The organism is Amycolatopsis sp. NPDC059021, assembly GCF_042739895.1.
Classification (GTDB): domain Bacteria; phylum Actinomycetota; class Actinomycetes; order Mycobacteriales; family Pseudonocardiaceae; genus Amycolatopsis.
Window position 1 is genome coordinate 17,358 of the sequence record NZ_JBHYIQ010000079.1, and the last position, 16,321, is coordinate 33,678.

Here is a 16,321-nt window from a genome sequence, read left to right on the forward strand (position 1 = left end):
CGGGGGGGCGCGGGGGGGGGGGGGGGGGGGGGGGGGGGGCCCCCCCCCCCCCCCGGCGGCCCCCCCCCCCCCCCGGGGGGGGGGGCCCCCCCCCCCCCCCGGGTTCCGGTGGGGAATTGTTTTCTCCCTGTGGTTATCGGCAGCCAGAGGATCACCTCTGAACGGCTCGCACCGCACAGCTGAGCGGCGAAACGGTTACGTTCCGGTGAGCGCTTCCCGGTAGGACAGCCACCCTCCGTGTCCGGTGATGTCGGCGGCGCCGTCCACGGCGACTGGTTCGCAGAGGAATCCGGACACGGTTTCGCCGTCCGCGAGCCGGATTCTCCCGATCGTCAGCGGTGCCGGGATGTTCGCGACGAATTCGCCGAACCCGCGCACCGGCAGTTCCCACACCTCCACCGCGATCGCCGCGCCGCCGCCGGCGACCCGGACGAGCCCGGGTTTCGGCGGTGTCGTGTCCAGCGCGTACAGCCGGTATTCCGGTGTGGTGGCGGCCGCCGCGACGAACCGGCCGCCCCGCGACGTCAGCTCGTGGTTCAGTGGCTGGCCCCGCAGATGCGCGCCCACCACGGCGATCCGGACGCGCGCCGGGACACTCCGGGCGAGATCGGCGAGGAGGAGATCGTCGAACGCGCGGCCGGCGAGCATCACCCCGAACGGCAGCCCGTCCACCTCGCCCGCCGGGATCGCCAGCGCGCACAGGTCGAGCAGATTGGCGAAATTGGTGAACCGGCCGAGCCGCGTGTTCACCCCGACCGGATCCGCGGCCACCTCGGCCAGTGACGGGTGGTCCGTGGTCGTCGGCAGCAGCAGAGCGTCCACAGTGGACAACACCGCGTCCGCGTCCAGCCGCAGCCGGTCCAGCGTCGCGAAGTCCGCGAACACCCGGTGCGCGGGCAGATCCCGCGCACCGGAGATGATCGAGAACACCGTGGGGTCGGCGTCGTCCGGGTGCGCGTCCAGGAATTCGCCGACCGCCGTGTACCGCTCGGCGACGAACGTGCCTTCGTACAACAGCCGGGCCGCCTGGAGGAACGGCTCGATGTCCACGGTAACCGGTTCGGCACCGGGGAATTCCGACGCGGCCCGCGCGAAGGCGTCCGCCCAGCCCGTACGGAGTTCCCCGAGCTGATCCGGCCGCGGGATCCCGATTCGCGCACGTCCCGAAAGGCGCCGGGCAGGCGGAGCCGTTCGTGACGTCGGATCGCCGGCGTCCGGCCCGGTCAGGCAACCGAGGGCGAGCGTGGCCTCGTCGACCGTCCTCGCGAAGACGCTGACGCAGTCGATGCTCCGGCACGCGGGAACGACCCCGCGCGTCGGAATCAGCCCGCGAGTCGGCTTGAGCCCGACGATTCCGTTGAGCGCGGCGGGAACCCGGCCCGATCCGGCGGTGTCGGTGCCGAGCGCGAGATCGGCGATGCCCAGTGCGACCGCGACCGCCGATCCCGCGCTCGACCCGCCGGATATCCGGGACGGGTCCACGGCGTTGCGGACGGCGCCGTACGGGCTGCGGGTGCCGACGAGCCCGGTCGCGAACTGGTCCAGGTTGGTCGTGCCGAGGATCAGCGCCCCCGCCGCGCGCAACCGGGCCACCGCGGGCGCGTCCTCGGCCGGGTGGCAGGCGTAGGCCGGGCAGCCCGCGGTGGTCGGCAGCCCGGCGACGTCGATGTTTCCCTTGACCGCGGCCAATTTCCCGTACAGCGGCAGGGGTTCGCCGGCGGTGTGGCGCGCCTCCAGCGCTGCGGCGTCGGCCAGGACGTCGGCCTCGGGACGCAGGTCGATCCAGATCTCCGGCCGGTCCACCTGGGCGATGCGCGCGTAGGCGGCCCGCACGCGCTCCACGACGCTCATGCGATGGCCTCGCTTCGCGAGACTGTGTTGAATTCTTTTTGGCGCATGATGTCTATGATTCGCTCGCAAGCTTCGCTCATGCCAGCACCACCAGCGGAGTGCCGGGAACGACCTGATCGCCGGGAGAGACCAGCACCTCGACCACCTTTCCGTCCGACGGCGCGGGAATCCGGGCCTCGGTCTTCATCGCCTCCAGCGTGACGAGCGGCTGCGCGCCGCCGACCCGGTCGCCGGGCCGGACATCGACGCGCCAGACCGTCGCGGCGAAGGGAGCCTCGACGACGTGCCCGCCCGGCGGAGCCTGGACCCGCGCCGGCGCGAGCGTCGCGGGTTCCGGTTCGGGCTTGGGATCGAACTCGCCCGCCGCCGCCCACGCCCGGCGCTCCGCCTCGAACGCCGCCGACTGCCGGGCGCGGAACTCGGCGATGCTCGCCGCGTTGTCCGCGAGGAAACGCTGGTAGCCCGCCAGTGCGAACTCGCCGTCGGCGATGTCCAGTTCCAACTGCCCGGCGGCGTTCCGGGCCCGCAGCTCCAGGAGTTCCTCAGCGGACACGGGATACCACGAGATGCGGTCGAAGAACCGCAGCAGCCACGGCGATCCCGGCGCGAACGAGCCGCGCTGGTGCCAGCCGCTCCACACCTGGACGGTGCGCCCGACGAACTGGTAGCCGCCCGGCCCCTCCATCCCGTAGACGCACAGGTACGAGCCGCCGATGCCGACGGAGTTCTCCGCCGTCCACGTCCGCGCCGGGTTGTACTTCGTGGTCACCAGCCGGTGCCGCGGGTCCAGCGGCGTCGCCACCGGGGCGCCGAGGTAGACGTCGCCGAGGCCGAGCACCAGGTACTCCGCGCCGAACACCGTCCGGTACACGTCGTCCACACTGGACAGTCCGTTGACCCGGCGGATGAACTCGATGTTCCACGGGCACCACGGCGCGTCGTCCCGCACCCCGGTCATGTACCGCTCGATCGCCTCCCGCGTCGCCGGGTCGTCCCAGGACAGCGGCAGCCGCACCGACCGGCTCGGCACCACCAGGTCCGCCGTCGGCGGCAGATCCCGCTCCAGCTCGCGCACCAGGCCGAGCGCCTTCGCCACCGGCAGCGCGTCCGGGTCGACGTGTACCTGCAGCGACCGGATTCCCGGCGTCAGGTCGACGATCCCGGGCACCCCCTCCGCCGCCAGCCGCTCGGCCAGCGCGTGCACCCGCATCCGCAGCGCGAGGTCCAGCGTCATCTCGCCGTACTCGATCAGCAGATTGTCGTCGCCGCTGCGCCGGTAGGTCACCGACGGCTCTTCGTCGCTTGTGGACAGACGGCCGAGGACGCCGCCGTCGTCGAGCGCCGGGCGGCTCGGCGCGGGTGCGGTGGCGGGCACCCGGCGGAGTTCGGCGGCGTGCTCGGTGGTGATCGGCACGAACCGCACGGTGTCGCCCGGCCGCAGCTGCCCGAGCTTCCAGCGTTCCCCGGTCGCGACGGTGGCGGGGCAGACGAACCCGCCGAGGCTCGGCCCGTCCGGCCCGAGCAGGATCGGCAGATCGCCGGTGTAGTCGACGGCGCCGATCGCATACGGCGTGTCGTGGATGTTGGACGGGTGCAGCCCGGCCTCGCCGCCGTCCGCGCGAGCCCACGACGGTCGCGGGCCGACCAGCCGGACGCCGGTACGCGCCGAGTTGAAGTGCACCCGCCAGCCGGTGCGGTAGAACGTCTCGACGTCCGCCGGGGTGAAGAACTCCGGTGCCGCGTGCGGCCCTTCCACCGCCCCGATCTCCCACCGGTCGGGGAAGTCCGGCCGGTCGGCCGCCGGGACCGGCCCGGCGAGGTCGTCGGCGGGCGCGGGGCCGGGAGACAGGACGTCGCCCGCGGCGAGCGTGCGCCCGCCGTGCCCGCCGAACTTCCCGAGCGTGAACGTCGCCGCGCTGCCCAGGAAGGCGGGGACATCGACGCCGCCTCGCACGAGGACGTAGCTGCGCAGGCCCGCCGTGCACGCGCCGACGTCGAGCTCACTGCCGGCCGGGACGACGATCGGTGTCCACAAGGGAATCTCGCGGCCGTCGAGGGTCACCGGGGCGGGCGCGCCCGTGACACAGATCGCGGTGGCCCGCGAAAAGCGGAGCGTCACACCGTCCACAGTGCACTCGACCCCGGCGGCGCCCTCGGGATTGCCGAGCGCGGCGTTGCCCAGCCGGAACGAGCGGTCGTCCATCGGCCCGCTCGGCGGCACCCCGACGTGCCAGAACCCGGTGCGGCCCGGCCATTCCTGCACGGTGGTCATCGTGCCGCCGCGCCGGACCTCGATCCGCGGTTCGTCGTCGGTGACGTCGTCCAGCGTCGCGGTGTCGTGTGCGGCCTCGCGGAACCGGGCGTCCGTCACGGCGGAGCGGAGCTGGCCGAGATTGGTGCGGACGCCGTCGACCCGGGTCGCGGCCAGCGCGTCCCGCAGCGCCACGAGTGCCGCCGCGCGATCCTCGCCGGTGCAGATCACCTTGGCGAGCAAGGGATCGTAGTGCGTGGTGACGGTCGAGCCCGCTTCGATCCAGGTGTCCACACGGGACTCCGCGGGCAGCGAGACGCCGGTGACCAGCCCGGCGCTCGGACGATGTCCCGCGCTCGGATCCTCGGCGTACACGCGGGCTTCGACGGCGTGCCCGCGTGGTTCCGGCGCGTGGCCGAACATTCCGCGGTCGCCCTGGGCGAGCCGCAGCATCCACGCCACGAGGTCGACGCCGTACACCTCCTCGGTCACCGGGTGCTCGACCTGTAGCCGCGTGTTGACCTCGAGGAACGCGGCCTCCTCACGTTCGGCGTCGTAGACGAACTCGACCGTACCCGCCGAGCGATACCGCACCGACGCGCACAGCGCGACCGCCGACTCGACCAGCCGGGCCTCGACCGCGTCCGGGATTCCGGGCGCGGGGCATTCCTCGACGACCTTCTGATTACGCCGCTGCAGTGAACAATCCCTGGTGCCCAGCGCGAGGACGGCGCCCTCGCCGTCGCCGAACACCTGGACCTCGACGTGCCGGGCGTGCCGGACGAGCCGTTCGAGGAACACGCCGGAACTGGCGAAGCTCTTCGCCGCCACCGCGCGCACGGATTCCCACGCCTCGGCCAGTTCCCCGGCCGAGGCGCACGCCCGCATGCCGATGCCGCCGCCCCCGCCGGTCGCCTTGAGCATCACCGGGTAGCCGATGCGCTCCGCGGCGGCCAGCGCGTCGCCGAGATCCGCGAGCAGGCCGGTGCCCGGCAGCAGCGGCACCCCGGCGGCGACCGCCGCCTCGCGGGCGGTGTGCTTGCCGCCGAACACCTCCAGCTGTCCGGGAGCAGGACCGGCGAACGTTATTCCGGCGGCCTCGACGGCGCGGGCGAACGCGGCGTCCTCGGACAGGAAGCCGTAGCCGGGATGGATCGCGTCGGCTCCGCTGTTCCGCGCCGCCTCGATGATCGCGTCCGCCCGCAGGTAGCTTTCGCCCGCCGGGGCCGGGCCGAGCCGCACCGCCTCGTCCGCCAGCCGGACGTGGGGCGCGGTCCGGTCGGCGTCGGAGTACACGGCGACGGTCGGCAGGTCCAGTTCGCGGGCGCTGCGCAGGACGCGGACGGCGATCTCGCCGCGGTTGGCGACCAGCAGCTTCACGCCTCGCTCCCCGGCTCGGTGACGAGGATCCGGATCGGGGTCGGCTCGAAGCCGTTGCACGGGTTGTTGATCTGCGGGCAGTTCGAGATCAGCACCAGCACACCGGTCTCGGCGCGCAGCCGGACCTCCAGGCCGGGCGCGGAGATGCCGTCCACGATGCCGAGCGTGCCGTCGGCCTCGACCGGCACGTTCATGTACCAGTTGACGTTGCTCACCAGATCCCGTTTACCCAGCCCCCATTTGGCGCCCTCGACGAGGAAGTTCTCCACGCACGCGTGCTGGTACCGGGTGTGCTGGCCGTAGCGCAGGCTGTTGGACTCCTTGCTGCACGCGCCGCCGAGGGTGTCGTGCCGCCCGCAGGTGTCGGCCACCACGGTCAGCAGCGGCGCGCCCTCGCCGGTGCGCAGAACGCTGCCGGTGGTGAGGAAGATGTTGCGCTGCGCGGTGATCGTGGCCGCCGCGCTGTACCGCTTGGCCGTGTCGGCCGCGTCGTAGCAGAGGAAGTCGACGGCCTGGTTGCCGCCGGTGTCGATGATCGCCAGTTCCTGTCCTTCGCGCAGCACCGTGGAGAACGGGGCGCGCGCGGGGACTTCGGTGTCGAGGACGGTGGTCGTCGCGATGGTCATCACAGCCCCCGTGCGGTGAGGTAGTCGGCGGTGTTCTCGAACGCGCGCTGCGCCTCCGGCGTGTGTGTCCACTCCGGACTGTCCGGTGTGGATGGACGGTCGCGCCAGGCCAGCACCTCCAGCGGGCCGGTGGTGTAGTCCGGCCGGGGGTCCAGCGGATGCGCGACGTTGGCGATCAGCACGACGACGGGCAGCTCGGTCCGCAGTTCGACGGTGTGCCCCGCCCCGGCGGAACCGGTGAACTCCAGCTCGCCCGCGCCGCCGACGCGGACGCCCTGGAAGAACGAGAGGCTCGGCGGCAGATCACGCGGGGTGAGCCCGTGTTTCGCCGCCGCCAGGGTGAACAGCGCCAGCCCGGCGGGGGAGGGGCCCTGCGGGCTGCCGTCGCCGTACCGCTCGGTGTTTCCGTCCACAGTGGACGTTCCGCACAGCGCGTCGTGCCTGCCGCCGCTGTCGGTGACGAGGGTGGCGAGCACGCGGGCCTGGTCCGACAGCAACGCCACCGACTCGCCGAGGTAGGCGTTCCACTGCACCTTCACCGTGTCCGCGACGTTCAGCCGTTCCCACGGCGCGTCGGCGTTGAACAGCAGCAGATGCGCGCAGGCGTCACCGGTGGGGTCGGTCAGCCGGAGCCGGGTGCCGCGGGCCAGCACCTTGTGCGTGTAACCGCCACCGGCCACGGTTTCCGCCCAGGTGAGGTCGTCGGCCGCGACGCCGGCGGGCGGCTCGGCGGTGTGCGCCGGGATGGTGGGCATGGTGTCGACGACCGTGCCCGCTTGTGCGCGGGCGTGGTCCCGCGCGCCATGGGTGGTGGCGGTGGTACTCATCGGTGTCCTCCTTCTCGGTAGGGGTTTACAGGGCGGGTTCGGCGGCGGGCGCGGCGCGGCGGCGCAGCCGGGCCCAGCAGAGCAGGCCGAGCACCAGCGCCGCGCCGGTGAATTCGATCGGGAACAGCAGCATCGTGAGCGAGCCCGTGCCGTCGGCGTCGTAGATGCGCGGGCGGGGCCAGGCGATGTTCACGATCATCGCGACGCCGTACGCGACGGCGGCGACGTTGACCGGGATCGCCCAGCGGCCCAAGGAGAACCGGCCGGGTTCGCCCGCGAAGCGGCCGCGCAGCCGGGCGACGAGCAGCGGCGCGGTGACGAGCAGATAGGCGAGGTAGACCACGACCACCGAGGTGCCGGTGATCGTGCTGAACACCGTCGGGTTGCCGACGTTGAGCAGCAGCAGGCCGATCGCGAGCGCGCCGGAGAGGATCGCCGGGGCGATCGGCGTCCCGGTGCGGGGGTTGACGCCGGCGAGCCGGGCGGCGCCGGGCAGCGCGCCGTCGCGGGCCATCGCGTAGATCAGCCGGACCGTCCCGGTCTGGATGGTGAGGGTGCAGACCACCACCGCGATCGCGACGTCGGCGAGGAACACCCGGCCGAGCGTGTCGCCGAAGACGGCCGTGATGACGTACGGCAGGCCGCGCCCGGCGAGCTGCCCGTCGGTGAGGCTCGGGGCCGCCATGAGCGCGGTCAGCACGACCGCGAGCCCGCCCACCCCGGCGACGAGCAACGCGCGCAGGACCGCGCGAGGCGCCTTACGCCGCGCGTCGCGGGTTTCCTCGGCCACCGACGCGGCGGTGTCGAACCCGTAGAGCACATAGGCGGCCGCGAGCGCCGAGGCGAGCACTCCGGCGATTCCCGGCGCCGGCGATGTCCCGTCCACCGGAACGGTCTGGACCACGACCTGCGGGCCGCGCACGGCGAACAGCGCCAGCCCGGCCACGAGCACCACGACGCCGATCAGTTCCGCCGCGACGCCGATGTCGTTGATCCGGGCCATGATCCGCACTCCCGCCGCGTTGACCGCGGTGGTGAACAGGATCAGCAGCGAACCGAGGAGGACGGCGTTGGCCGCGCCCGTCGGCGAGGTGACCGAGGGATCGCCGCCGGCCAACTGGAAGCCGCTCCACACCGACGGCAGCACGATCTGGAGCGCGATGGCCGCGCCCGCCAGCGCGACGACGCAGCCGAGCAGCATCATCCAGCCCGCGAGCCAGCCGGTGAAGCCGCGTGCAATGTGTTTCGACCACTGGTACACGGAGCCGGCCAGCGGGAAGCGCGCGGCCAGTTCGGCGAAGACGAGCGCGACGAGCAATTGCCCGCCGAGCACCACCGGCCATGTCCAGAAGAACAGCGGCCCGCCGAAGGAATAGCCGAGGCCGAAGAGCTGGAAGACGGTGGTGAGGATCGAGACGAACGAAAAGCCGGCGGCGAACGCGGAAAACCCGCCGAGTGACCGGCGCAGTTCTTGCCGGTAGCCGAATTCGGCGAGTTCGTCGGTGCGGGCGTCCTCGGCGGTCGGTGGGGACATCATGGCTCCCGAATTTCTTTCGGACATTTTTCGGTCGACCGACCGAAATTAGGCCGATCGCACTACTGGCCGGTCTCGCCGGCATTAGTGCCGGGTTACACATGAGCGGGCCGCGTTACGGATTCCGGGGCGGCGCCGTAACATGCCTCGGACAGCCTGGCGGGGACGGCGGCGCCTGGCAAGATCGACGGGTGGGGAAGAACGTGACCGGGGTCGGCAGGCCGAGGGCGAGCGGGGCGGCGGCGAGTAGTCAGAACGCCAGGGAGGCCGTCCTCGAGGCGGCGGGTGAACTGTTCACCGGCGCCGGGTACGCGGCGACCACCACCCGGGCCATCGCCGAACGCGCCGGACTGCGCCAGGCCTCGCTGTACTACCATTTTCCGTCCAAAGAGGACATTCTCGCGGCGCTGCTGGCCGCGACGGTCCGGCCGTCGCTGGAGGTCGCCGGTGGTCTCTCCGGCGGGGACGCGCCCGCCGCGGTGCGGCTGTGGGCACTGGCCTACGCGGACATCCGGCTGCTGGGCGGCGCGCGGTACAACCTGGGCGCGCTCTACCTGCTGCCGGAGATCGCCTCGCCGAACCTCGCGCCGTTCCGTGCCGAACGAGAACAGCTCAAGGCCGTCTACCGCGACCTCGTCGCCGAGTCCGGCGCGCACCCCGACAGCGTCGCCGTCCGGTCGAACCTCGTTTTCGGCCTGGTGGAGAGCATCGCGATCATCCGCAGGGACGATCCGGTACTGGACGTCGAGGCCCACGCGGTCGAAGGCGCCGACGGCGTGCTGCGCGTCGCCGGTCTCCCCGCCCCCGACGCCACCCTGCGCGCCGCCGCCCGCGCTCTGCTGCCCCGTTCCTGATCCTCGGCTTCGCTGGTTGTGTGCTGAAAGGCGCCTTCGGTGCGCTGGGCGAGCTGAAGGGCGCTTTCGGTGCGCCAGACGCACTGAAGGGCGCTTTCAGTGCATGCGGCTGGTAGCGGGGCCGGGCAGGTGCGACGAGGGCGTCCCTGGGTGCGGTGGGTGTGACGCAGGGGCCCCTTGGTGTGTTGGGGGCGCCCGGGGCGTTCCTCGGTTGCCTGGTGGGTGCCGCGGTCGGGTGGGTGGTGTCTCGAACGACGCGGCGGGGACGTTGAGCGTCGTGAACGACGCGTTCGCGACATGACGAAGGGGACATTGGGGACGTTGAACGTCGTCAATGTCCCCTTCGCGACACCACACACCTGCACGTGGCGGGTCAGGAAGCGGCGGCGTGAAGGGCTTTCTCGAGGGCGGGCAGCGTCAGCTCGATCTGCCACGGCCGGGCGCCACCGGCGGCCAGCGCCGCGGCGATGGCGTCGGAGGAGAGGTCGGCGGGCGGGCGCCAGCAGGTGCGGCGGACGAGGTCCGGCAGCAGCAGGTTCTCCACCGGCAGCCGGTGGTGTTCGGCGATCGAGGCCAGCGAAGCGCGGGCGGCGGCGAGGCGCGCGGCCGCGTCGGGGTCCTTGTCGGCCCAGCGGTTCACCGGCGGCGGGCCGTCGGTCGGCTGTGCCGGGGCGGGCAGCGCGCTCGCCGGCAACGCCCGTGCGGCCTGGAGATGCCGCAGCCAGTTCGCGCTGTAGCGCCGCTGCACGCGGCCGCCGAACACGGGGAGCGCCTGCAGTTCCTCGACCGTCTTCGGGTCGGCGGTGACGGCGTTGATGATCGCGCTGTCCGGCAGGATGCGGCTCGGCGCGCGGTCGCGTTTGCGGGCCAGTTCGTCCCGGGCCTGCCACAGCTCGCGCACCGCCGCGAGGCCGCGCGGGCTGCGGATCTTGTGCACGCCCGACGTCCGGCGCCACGGCTCGGCCCTCGGCGCGGGCGGCGGGGCGGTGCGGACCGTCTCGAACTCCTGACGGGCCCATTCCAGCTTGCCCTGCGCGTCCAGCTCGGCTTCGAGCTTCTCGCGCAACGGGATCAGCAGCTCGACGTCGAGCGCGGCGTAGTTGAGCCAGTCGACCGGCAGCGGCCGCTTCGACCAGTCGGCCGCGCTGTGCCCCTTCTCCAGCTGGTACCCGAGCAGCAGCTCGACCAGCGTGCCGAGCGCGACCCGCTCGTATCCGGCCAGCCGCCCGGCCAGCTCGGTGTCGAACAGTGTCGCGGGGCGCAGGTCCAGTTCGGCGAGGCAGGGGAGATCCTGCGACGCGGCGTGCAGCACCCACTCGGCGTCGTTGAGGACGGCCCGCAGCGGGGCCAGGTCACCGGCCACCGCGATCGGGTCGACGAGTATCGTGCCCGCGCCCTCGCGGCGTATCTGGACGAGGTACGCCTTGGGCCAGTACCGGTAGCCGGACGCGCGTTCGGTGTCGATGGCGATCGCGCCGCTGCCCGCGGCGAGCCGCGCGCACGCCTCGGCGAGCGCGCTGGCGTCGGCGATCACCGGGGGAGTGCCCTCGGCGGGTTCGCGAAGGAGTACAGGCCCGGCAGGTTCGGTCGTCACGTCGAGTCCGGTCCTGTCGGCCTGTTCATTTCCCATGGGTAAGGACCCTACGGGACGGGCACACCGCGCCTGGTCCGCCCGCCCCGCAGGGGTGTTCGCCTTTCGCTATCGGATCACGCCTGCCCGCATCGCCAGCGCCACCATCTGCGCCCGGTCGCCGGTGCCGAGCTTGCGCCCGATCCGGGACAGATGCGACTTGACGGTGAGCGCGGAGAGGGACAGTTCCTCGCCGATCTCCTTGTTCGACTGCCCGTCCGCCACGAGCTGCAACACCTCGACCTCGCGAGCGGACAGCTCGCGCGGGGTGTTGTCGGTGCCCGCGACCCTGGTTCCGGTGGCCAGCACCGGTGCCACGCTCGGGTCGGCGTAGACGCCGCCCTCGAGGACCCTGCGCACGCCGTCGGTGACGACCACCGGCGACGCGGACTTCAGCAGGTACGCCTGCGCACCGGCCTGGAAGGCCGATCTGACGGCGTAGGGATCGTCGGAGGACGCGAGCACCACGACACGAGGCCAGCCATGGCTACGGAGTTCCGTAACCAGCTCGATGCCGCTGCCATCCGGCAGTCCGAGATCGAGGATCGCCAGGTCGCACGGCCCGGTGGCCGTGGCTCGCGCCCTCGCCTCGGCCACCGTGGCGGCCTCGTGAACGGTGCCCGCACCCATCTGTGCGAGTCGTGCTGCGATTGCCTCCCTCAACAGCGGGTGGTCGTCGACCACCAATACGGAAAAGAGCTCTTCCCGCGGGTGCGGAACCATGCTCGCCGGCAAGGCACCGGCTGGCGTGGATCGAACGGCCTGAGATAAGCCGACGGTAGCCACGTCACTACCTCCCTGGAGTCGGTCGTGCCCCCCGACCGGCACCGGGACCTTCGGCCGTTCAGCCGCGCCAGCTTTAGACCGAAAGTGGTGTCGTCGAAAGGCACTGTAGCCGCCCGGAGGCTTCCGCGGGGGGATCGAATGGGTATCTATCTCAAACGACTCGTCACTCAGGGGGTTCGTTGTAACACGATCGGGCTAGTACACAGCCGGTGGCTAACGGATCGCCCAGCGAACACGATGCACTCTTGTTACCGGCTTCAAAGTGGCTGTGCAGATGGGTCGTGCACCTGCCGGTGCTGGTCGCGGGGGCAGGGCCCCGCGGGGCGCCGGAGGGACGGAATCGGGCCCCCGCCGGGGCATGATCAACTTTCCGGCCGCCGCCCGGCGGTAGCGGAGAGCGACGATACCGGGCGTTCCGGAACGTCCCGCCCCTCGTGAACGGCACCCGACTTCCGTTGGGTCCGTCGTTGATCCGGTGTTGATCTTGTCGCGCTGCGTGATGGTCCAGGTATCACGAACGTGGTCGTCCGGACGTGCTAGCGCGGTACCCGCGAGTGGACGTGAAAAGTCCTCAGCGGCGCCGGGAAGGCGCGGGAGTGTTCCCGCACTTGTCTGGACCACCGAGGCGCGCAGCGGCGCGCTCAGGGCCCCGGGCGGGGCGGAAAAGAGGCGATCAGGAACTCTGCCGCTGGCCGAACAGCGTGACGCCGACCGGCGGCAGCCCGACGACGCTCGCCATCACCTGGCAGAAGGCGTTCCCGTGGGGGCGGAGCGCGGCGTCGACCGGCGTCCAGGACGCCCGGAGTTCGAGGTCGTCGGTCCTGGTGGGCCCGGAGATGTCGCCGAAGCGCGCGGAGGAGGTCTCGGTGACCGTGCCGCCCAGCGCCCGCCAGCTCGCGCCGGACGCCTCAAGCGCGTCGGTCAGCCACGACCAGCCGACGGCGGGCAGGAACGGGTCGGTGGCCAGTTCCCGGTCCAGCTCGGCGCGGACGTACATCACCATCCGCAGGACGCCGTCCCAGCCCTCCTGGCCGTCCGGATCGTGCAGCAGGACGAGCCGCCCGGAGGCGAGCACGTCGGCGGGACCGGAAACCTCGCAGCTCAGCGCGTACGACCACGGGGCGAGGCGCTGGGGAGCACGCATCGTCTCCAGCGTCACCTCGGGGCGCGGCCGGACGGACTGCAGCGCCGCGACGGCTTCGCGGAAGAGTTCGGGCACTGGCGTCATCGCGGTCACGCTTCGACTCTAGGGCGGACACGCCCGGTTGCGGGGGCAGGCGCGCCGAAGAACGGGCCCGAGCCGGGGCGTGGCACGATGAAGACGATGTCTTCCTCGCTCTCTTCCCAGCCGTCCCTGTCCGCGGCCGCCCGGCGTGCCCTGCCCGGGGCGCCGCTGCTGGCCGCCGCCAGGGGCGAGCGCCCGGCGCACACGCCGGTCTGGTTCATGCGCCAGGCCGGGCGCTCGCTGCCCGAGTACCGCGCGCTGCGCGAGGGCGTGCCGATGCTCGATGCCTGCTTCGACCCCGAGATGCTCGCCGAGATCACGCTGCAGCCGGTGCGCCGTCACGGCGTCGACGGCGCGATCCTGTTCAGCGACATCGTCGTGCCGCTCAAGGCGGCCGGGGTGGACATCGACATCGTGCCCGGTACCGGCCCGGTCGTGGCGGAGCCGGTCCGCGACCTCGCCGCGGTGCGGGCGCTGCCGGTCCTGGAGACCGGGCATGTCGCGAAGGTGGCCGAGGGCGTGCGGCTGCTGGTCGAGCGGCTCGGCGAGACGCCGCTGATCGGCTTCGCCGGCGCGCCGTTCACGCTGGCCAGCTACCTCATCGAGGGCGGGCCGAGCCGCAACCACGAGCACACCAAGGCGCTCATGCACGCCGACCCCGCGCTGTGGCACGAGCTCGCCGGGCGGCTCGCCGACTTCGCGCTCACCTTCCTGCGCGCGCAGCTCGAGGCCGGGGTCGACGCCATCCAGCTGTTCGACTCGTGGGCGGGCGCGCTGTCGGAGCGGGACTACCGCGAGTTCGTCCTGCCGCATTCGGCCAGGGTCCTGGCCGGGGTCGCCGAGTACGGCGTGCCGCGTATCCACTTCGGCGTCGGCACCGGCGAGCTGCTGGTGGCGATGCGCGACGCGGGCGCGGACGTCGTCGGCGTCGACTGGCGGGTCCCGCTCGACGAAGCCGCCCGGCGGTTGTCCGCGACCGGATCGGCGCCGGTCGTGCAGGGCAACCTCGATCCGGCGCTGCTCTACGCGCCGTGGCCGGTGCTGGAGGCCGAAGTCCGCCGGATCGTCGAGGAGGGCCGCGCGGCCGCGGGGCACATCTTCAACCTGGGACACGGCGTGCTGCCCGGTGTCGACCCCGACGTACTGACCCGCGTGGTCGGGCTGGTGCACGAGCTGCGGCCGTGAAGCGGGTTGCCGTCGTCGGCGGGGGTGTCTCCGGGCTGACCGCCGCGTACCGGCTGCGGACCCTGCTCGGCGAGTCGGCCGCGATCACGGTGTTCGAGACGACCGGCGCGCTCGGCGGCAAACTGCGCACGGCGGAAGTGGGCGGACAGCGGTACGACGTCGGCGCCGAGGCGTTCCTGGCGCGGCGTCCCGAGATGACGGCGCTGGCGCGCGAGATCGGGCTCGGCGAGCTGATCACGCATCCGGCGAAGGCGCGGGCGAAGATCCACGCCGGGGGGACGGTCCTCGGCCTGCCGCCCGGCACGGTCATGGGCGTCCCGGCCTCCGCGGACGCCGTCGCGGACGTGCTTTCGCCCGAGGGACGGCGTGCCGTCGAGGCCGAAACGACGTTGCCGCCGGTGTCCTTGCCAGGGGCCGATGTGCCGCTGGGGCCGTTGCTGCGCGAGCGGTTCGGCGACGAACTCGTGGACCGGCTCGTGGATCCGTTGCTGGGCGGCGTCTACGCCGGGGGAGCCGACGGGCTCGGCCTGCGCGCGACCATGCCGGGGCTGGCCTCGGCGGTCGCCTCGGGCGCGGGTTCGCTGACCGCAGCCGCCGCGTCGCTGCTGCCCAAGACACCCGGGACGGCTCCGGTGTTCGGCACCCTCGTCGGCGGTTTGGGCACGCTGCTCGACCGGCTCGCCGCGCTGTCCGGCGCCGAGGTCCGGACCGGCGCCCCGGTCCGCGCGCTGAGCCGGACCGTGACGGGGTGGCGGCTCGAACTCGGGGCCGCGGCGGCCGCGCACGCGCCCTCGGACACGCCGGTGGACGTCGACGCGGTGGTGCTGGCGGTCCCCGCGCCGTCCGCGCGCCGGTTGCTGGCGGACGTCGTCCCGGCCGCGGCGTCGGCGTTCGGCGAGGTCGAACTGGCGTCGATGGCCGTGGTGGCGCTGGCGCTGCCGCCGGGGACCGAGCTGCCCGAGGCGTCGGGAGTGCTGATCGGCGCGGGGGAGCGGGACGCTTCGGGCGTGCCGTATGCGGTCAAGGCGTTCACCTTCTCCAGCCGGAAATGGGCCCACCTCGCTCCTGAGGGCGGGCCGGTGCTCGTGCGGGGGTCGGTCGGCCGGTTCGGCGAGCCGGGCGCGCTGCACGCGGACGACGACGAGCTGGTGCGTGTCGTGCGTGAGGATCTCGCGCGCCTTTCCGGCGTCACGGCTTCGCCGATCGACACACTCGTGACGCGCTGGGGCGGCGGGCTTCCGCAGTACGGGGCCGGGCACCTGGAGCGGGTCGAGCGCATCGAACGCGCGGTCGCGGAGGTGCCGGGGCTCGCGGTCGCCGGGGCCACGCTGCACGGCGTCGGCCTCCCGGCGTGCGTGGCCACCGCGGATGCCGCCGCGAAGCGCGTCGCGGAGCACCTTTCGGCGATCTCGCGTACCTAGACGGACGTCACGCGTACCTGGGCGGACGACACGGCGCCGGTGGTGCCAAGATGGAAGTATGGCGCGGCTGAACTACAACGAGCTGAACGACACGATCCGCTACACGACCTGGTCGGTCTTCCGGGTCGAACCCGGGCGGCTCGGGGAGGATCGCGGGGCCGCCGCGAGCGAGACCACCGAGTACCTGGACGCGCTGGCGGGCAAGGGTGTCGTGGTGCGCGGGGTGTACGACCTGTCCGCGCTGCGTGCCGACGCCGACTACATGATCTGGTGGCACGCCGAGGAGATCGAGCAGGTCCAGGCCGCCTACGCCGGCTTCCGCCGCACCCCGCTCGGCCGCGCGTCGACGCCGGTGTGGAGCCAGACCGCGCTGCACCGCCCCGCCGAGTTCAACAAGAGCCACATCCCGGCGTTCCTCGCCGGCGAGGAGGCCCGCAAGTACATCTGCGTGTACCCGTTCGTGCGGTCCTACGAGTGGTACCTGCTGCCCGACGACGAGCGCCGCAAGATGCTCGCCGACCACGGCAAGGAAGCCCGCGACTACCCGGACGTGCGCGCCAACACCGTCGCCTCGTTCGCGCTGGGCGACTACGAGTGGATCCTGGCGTTCGAGGCCGACGAGCTGCACCGCATCGTCGACCTGATGCGGCACCTGCGCGGCACCGAGGCCCGGCTGCACGTCCGTGAGGAGATCCCGTTCTACACCGGGACCCGCGTGCCGCCCGCCGAGCTCGTCGCGGCACTTCCGTAA

At 72.7% G+C, this 16,321-nt stretch carries 12 protein-coding genes; 4 read left to right on the plus strand and 8 right to left on the minus strand.

The genetic code is table 11. The features are described 5' to 3' along the window. Window positions 1–195: 195 nt before the first annotated feature. From atzF to ACFWX1_RS34870, 5 genes are read right to left on the minus strand one after another with little or no spacing between them, the layout of a single operon-like run. Complete coding sequence (gene atzF, locus ACFWX1_RS34850) at window positions 196–1,884, minus strand: allophanate hydrolase (protein WP_378394070.1); 1,689 nt, start codon at window positions 1,882–1,884, stop codon at window positions 196–198. Window positions 1,885–1,927: 43 nt separating this feature from the next. Then, on the minus strand, window positions 1,928–5,482 hold the full coding sequence (gene uca, locus ACFWX1_RS34855; RefSeq protein ID WP_378394038.1) for an urea carboxylase: 3,555 nt from the start codon (window positions 5,480–5,482) through the stop codon (window positions 1,928–1,930). Then, window positions 5,479–6,108, minus strand: a complete 630-nt coding sequence (locus ACFWX1_RS34860) for an urea amidolyase associated protein UAAP2 (RefSeq protein ID WP_378394039.1) — start codon at window positions 6,106–6,108, stop codon at window positions 5,479–5,481. The genes uca and ACFWX1_RS34860 overlap by 4 nt, the downstream gene beginning before the upstream one ends. Beyond that, window positions 6,108–6,935 (minus strand): urea amidolyase associated protein UAAP1, encoded by an 828-nt coding sequence (locus ACFWX1_RS34865; protein ID WP_378394040.1) that lies wholly within the window; start codon window positions 6,933–6,935, stop codon window positions 6,108–6,110. Before ACFWX1_RS34865 ends, ACFWX1_RS34860 begins: the two co-directional genes overlap by 1 nt. 25 nt (window positions 6,936–6,960) lie before the next feature. Beyond that, window positions 6,961–8,472 carry an amino acid permease gene (locus ACFWX1_RS34870; RefSeq protein WP_378394041.1) on the minus strand — a complete coding sequence of 504 codons (1,512 nt, stop codon included), beginning with the start codon at window positions 8,470–8,472 and terminating at the stop codon, window positions 6,961–6,963. Window positions 8,473–8,660: 188 nt separating this feature from the next. Between ACFWX1_RS34870 and ACFWX1_RS34875 the strand changes: the two genes are divergently transcribed. Then, window positions 8,661–9,323: a TetR/AcrR family transcriptional regulator gene (locus ACFWX1_RS34875; RefSeq protein WP_378394042.1), complete on the plus strand. Its 663-nt coding sequence runs from the start codon at window positions 8,661–8,663 to the stop codon at window positions 9,321–9,323. A gap of 373 nt (window positions 9,324–9,696) precedes the next feature. Here ACFWX1_RS34875 and ACFWX1_RS34880 read toward each other — a convergent pair whose 3' ends face one another. The 3 genes from ACFWX1_RS34880 to ACFWX1_RS34890 all read right to left on the minus strand — a co-directional run bounded on the left by ACFWX1_RS34880 (window position 9,697) and on the right by ACFWX1_RS34890 (window position 12,976). Beyond that, complete coding sequence (locus ACFWX1_RS34880; RefSeq protein ID WP_378394043.1) at window positions 9,697–10,953, minus strand: HRDC domain-containing protein; 1,257 nt, start codon at window positions 10,951–10,953, stop codon at window positions 9,697–9,699. 69 nt (window positions 10,954–11,022) lie between these two features. Next, on the minus strand, window positions 11,023–11,739 hold the full coding sequence (locus ACFWX1_RS34885) for a response regulator transcription factor (protein WP_345387391.1): 717 nt from the start codon (window positions 11,737–11,739) through the stop codon (window positions 11,023–11,025). A gap of 673 nt (window positions 11,740–12,412) precedes the next feature. After that, on the minus strand, window positions 12,413–12,976 hold the full coding sequence (locus ACFWX1_RS34890) for a DUF3000 domain-containing protein (RefSeq protein WP_378394044.1): 564 nt from the start codon (window positions 12,974–12,976) through the stop codon (window positions 12,413–12,415). 87 nt (window positions 12,977–13,063) lie between these two features. On the opposite strand from ACFWX1_RS34890, the gene hemE reads away from it, so the two are divergent. Genes hemE through hemQ form a run of 3 tightly spaced genes read left to right on the plus strand, consistent with a single transcriptional unit; the run spans window position 13,064 to window position 16,321 of the window. After that, window positions 13,064–14,149: a uroporphyrinogen decarboxylase gene (gene hemE, locus ACFWX1_RS34895; protein WP_378394045.1), complete on the plus strand. Its 1,086-nt coding sequence runs from the start codon at window positions 13,064–13,066 to the stop codon at window positions 14,147–14,149. Further along, window positions 14,146–15,570 carry a protoporphyrinogen oxidase gene (hemG, locus tag ACFWX1_RS34900; protein WP_378394046.1) on the plus strand — a complete coding sequence of 475 codons (1,425 nt, stop codon included), beginning with the start codon at window positions 14,146–14,148 and terminating at the stop codon, window positions 15,568–15,570. The genes hemE and hemG overlap by 4 nt, the downstream gene beginning before the upstream one ends. A 58-nt stretch (window positions 15,571–15,628) precedes the next feature. After that, window positions 15,629–16,321 (plus strand): hydrogen peroxide-dependent heme synthase, encoded by a 693-nt coding sequence (gene hemQ, locus ACFWX1_RS34905; RefSeq protein WP_378394047.1) that lies wholly within the window; start codon window positions 15,629–15,631, stop codon window positions 16,319–16,321.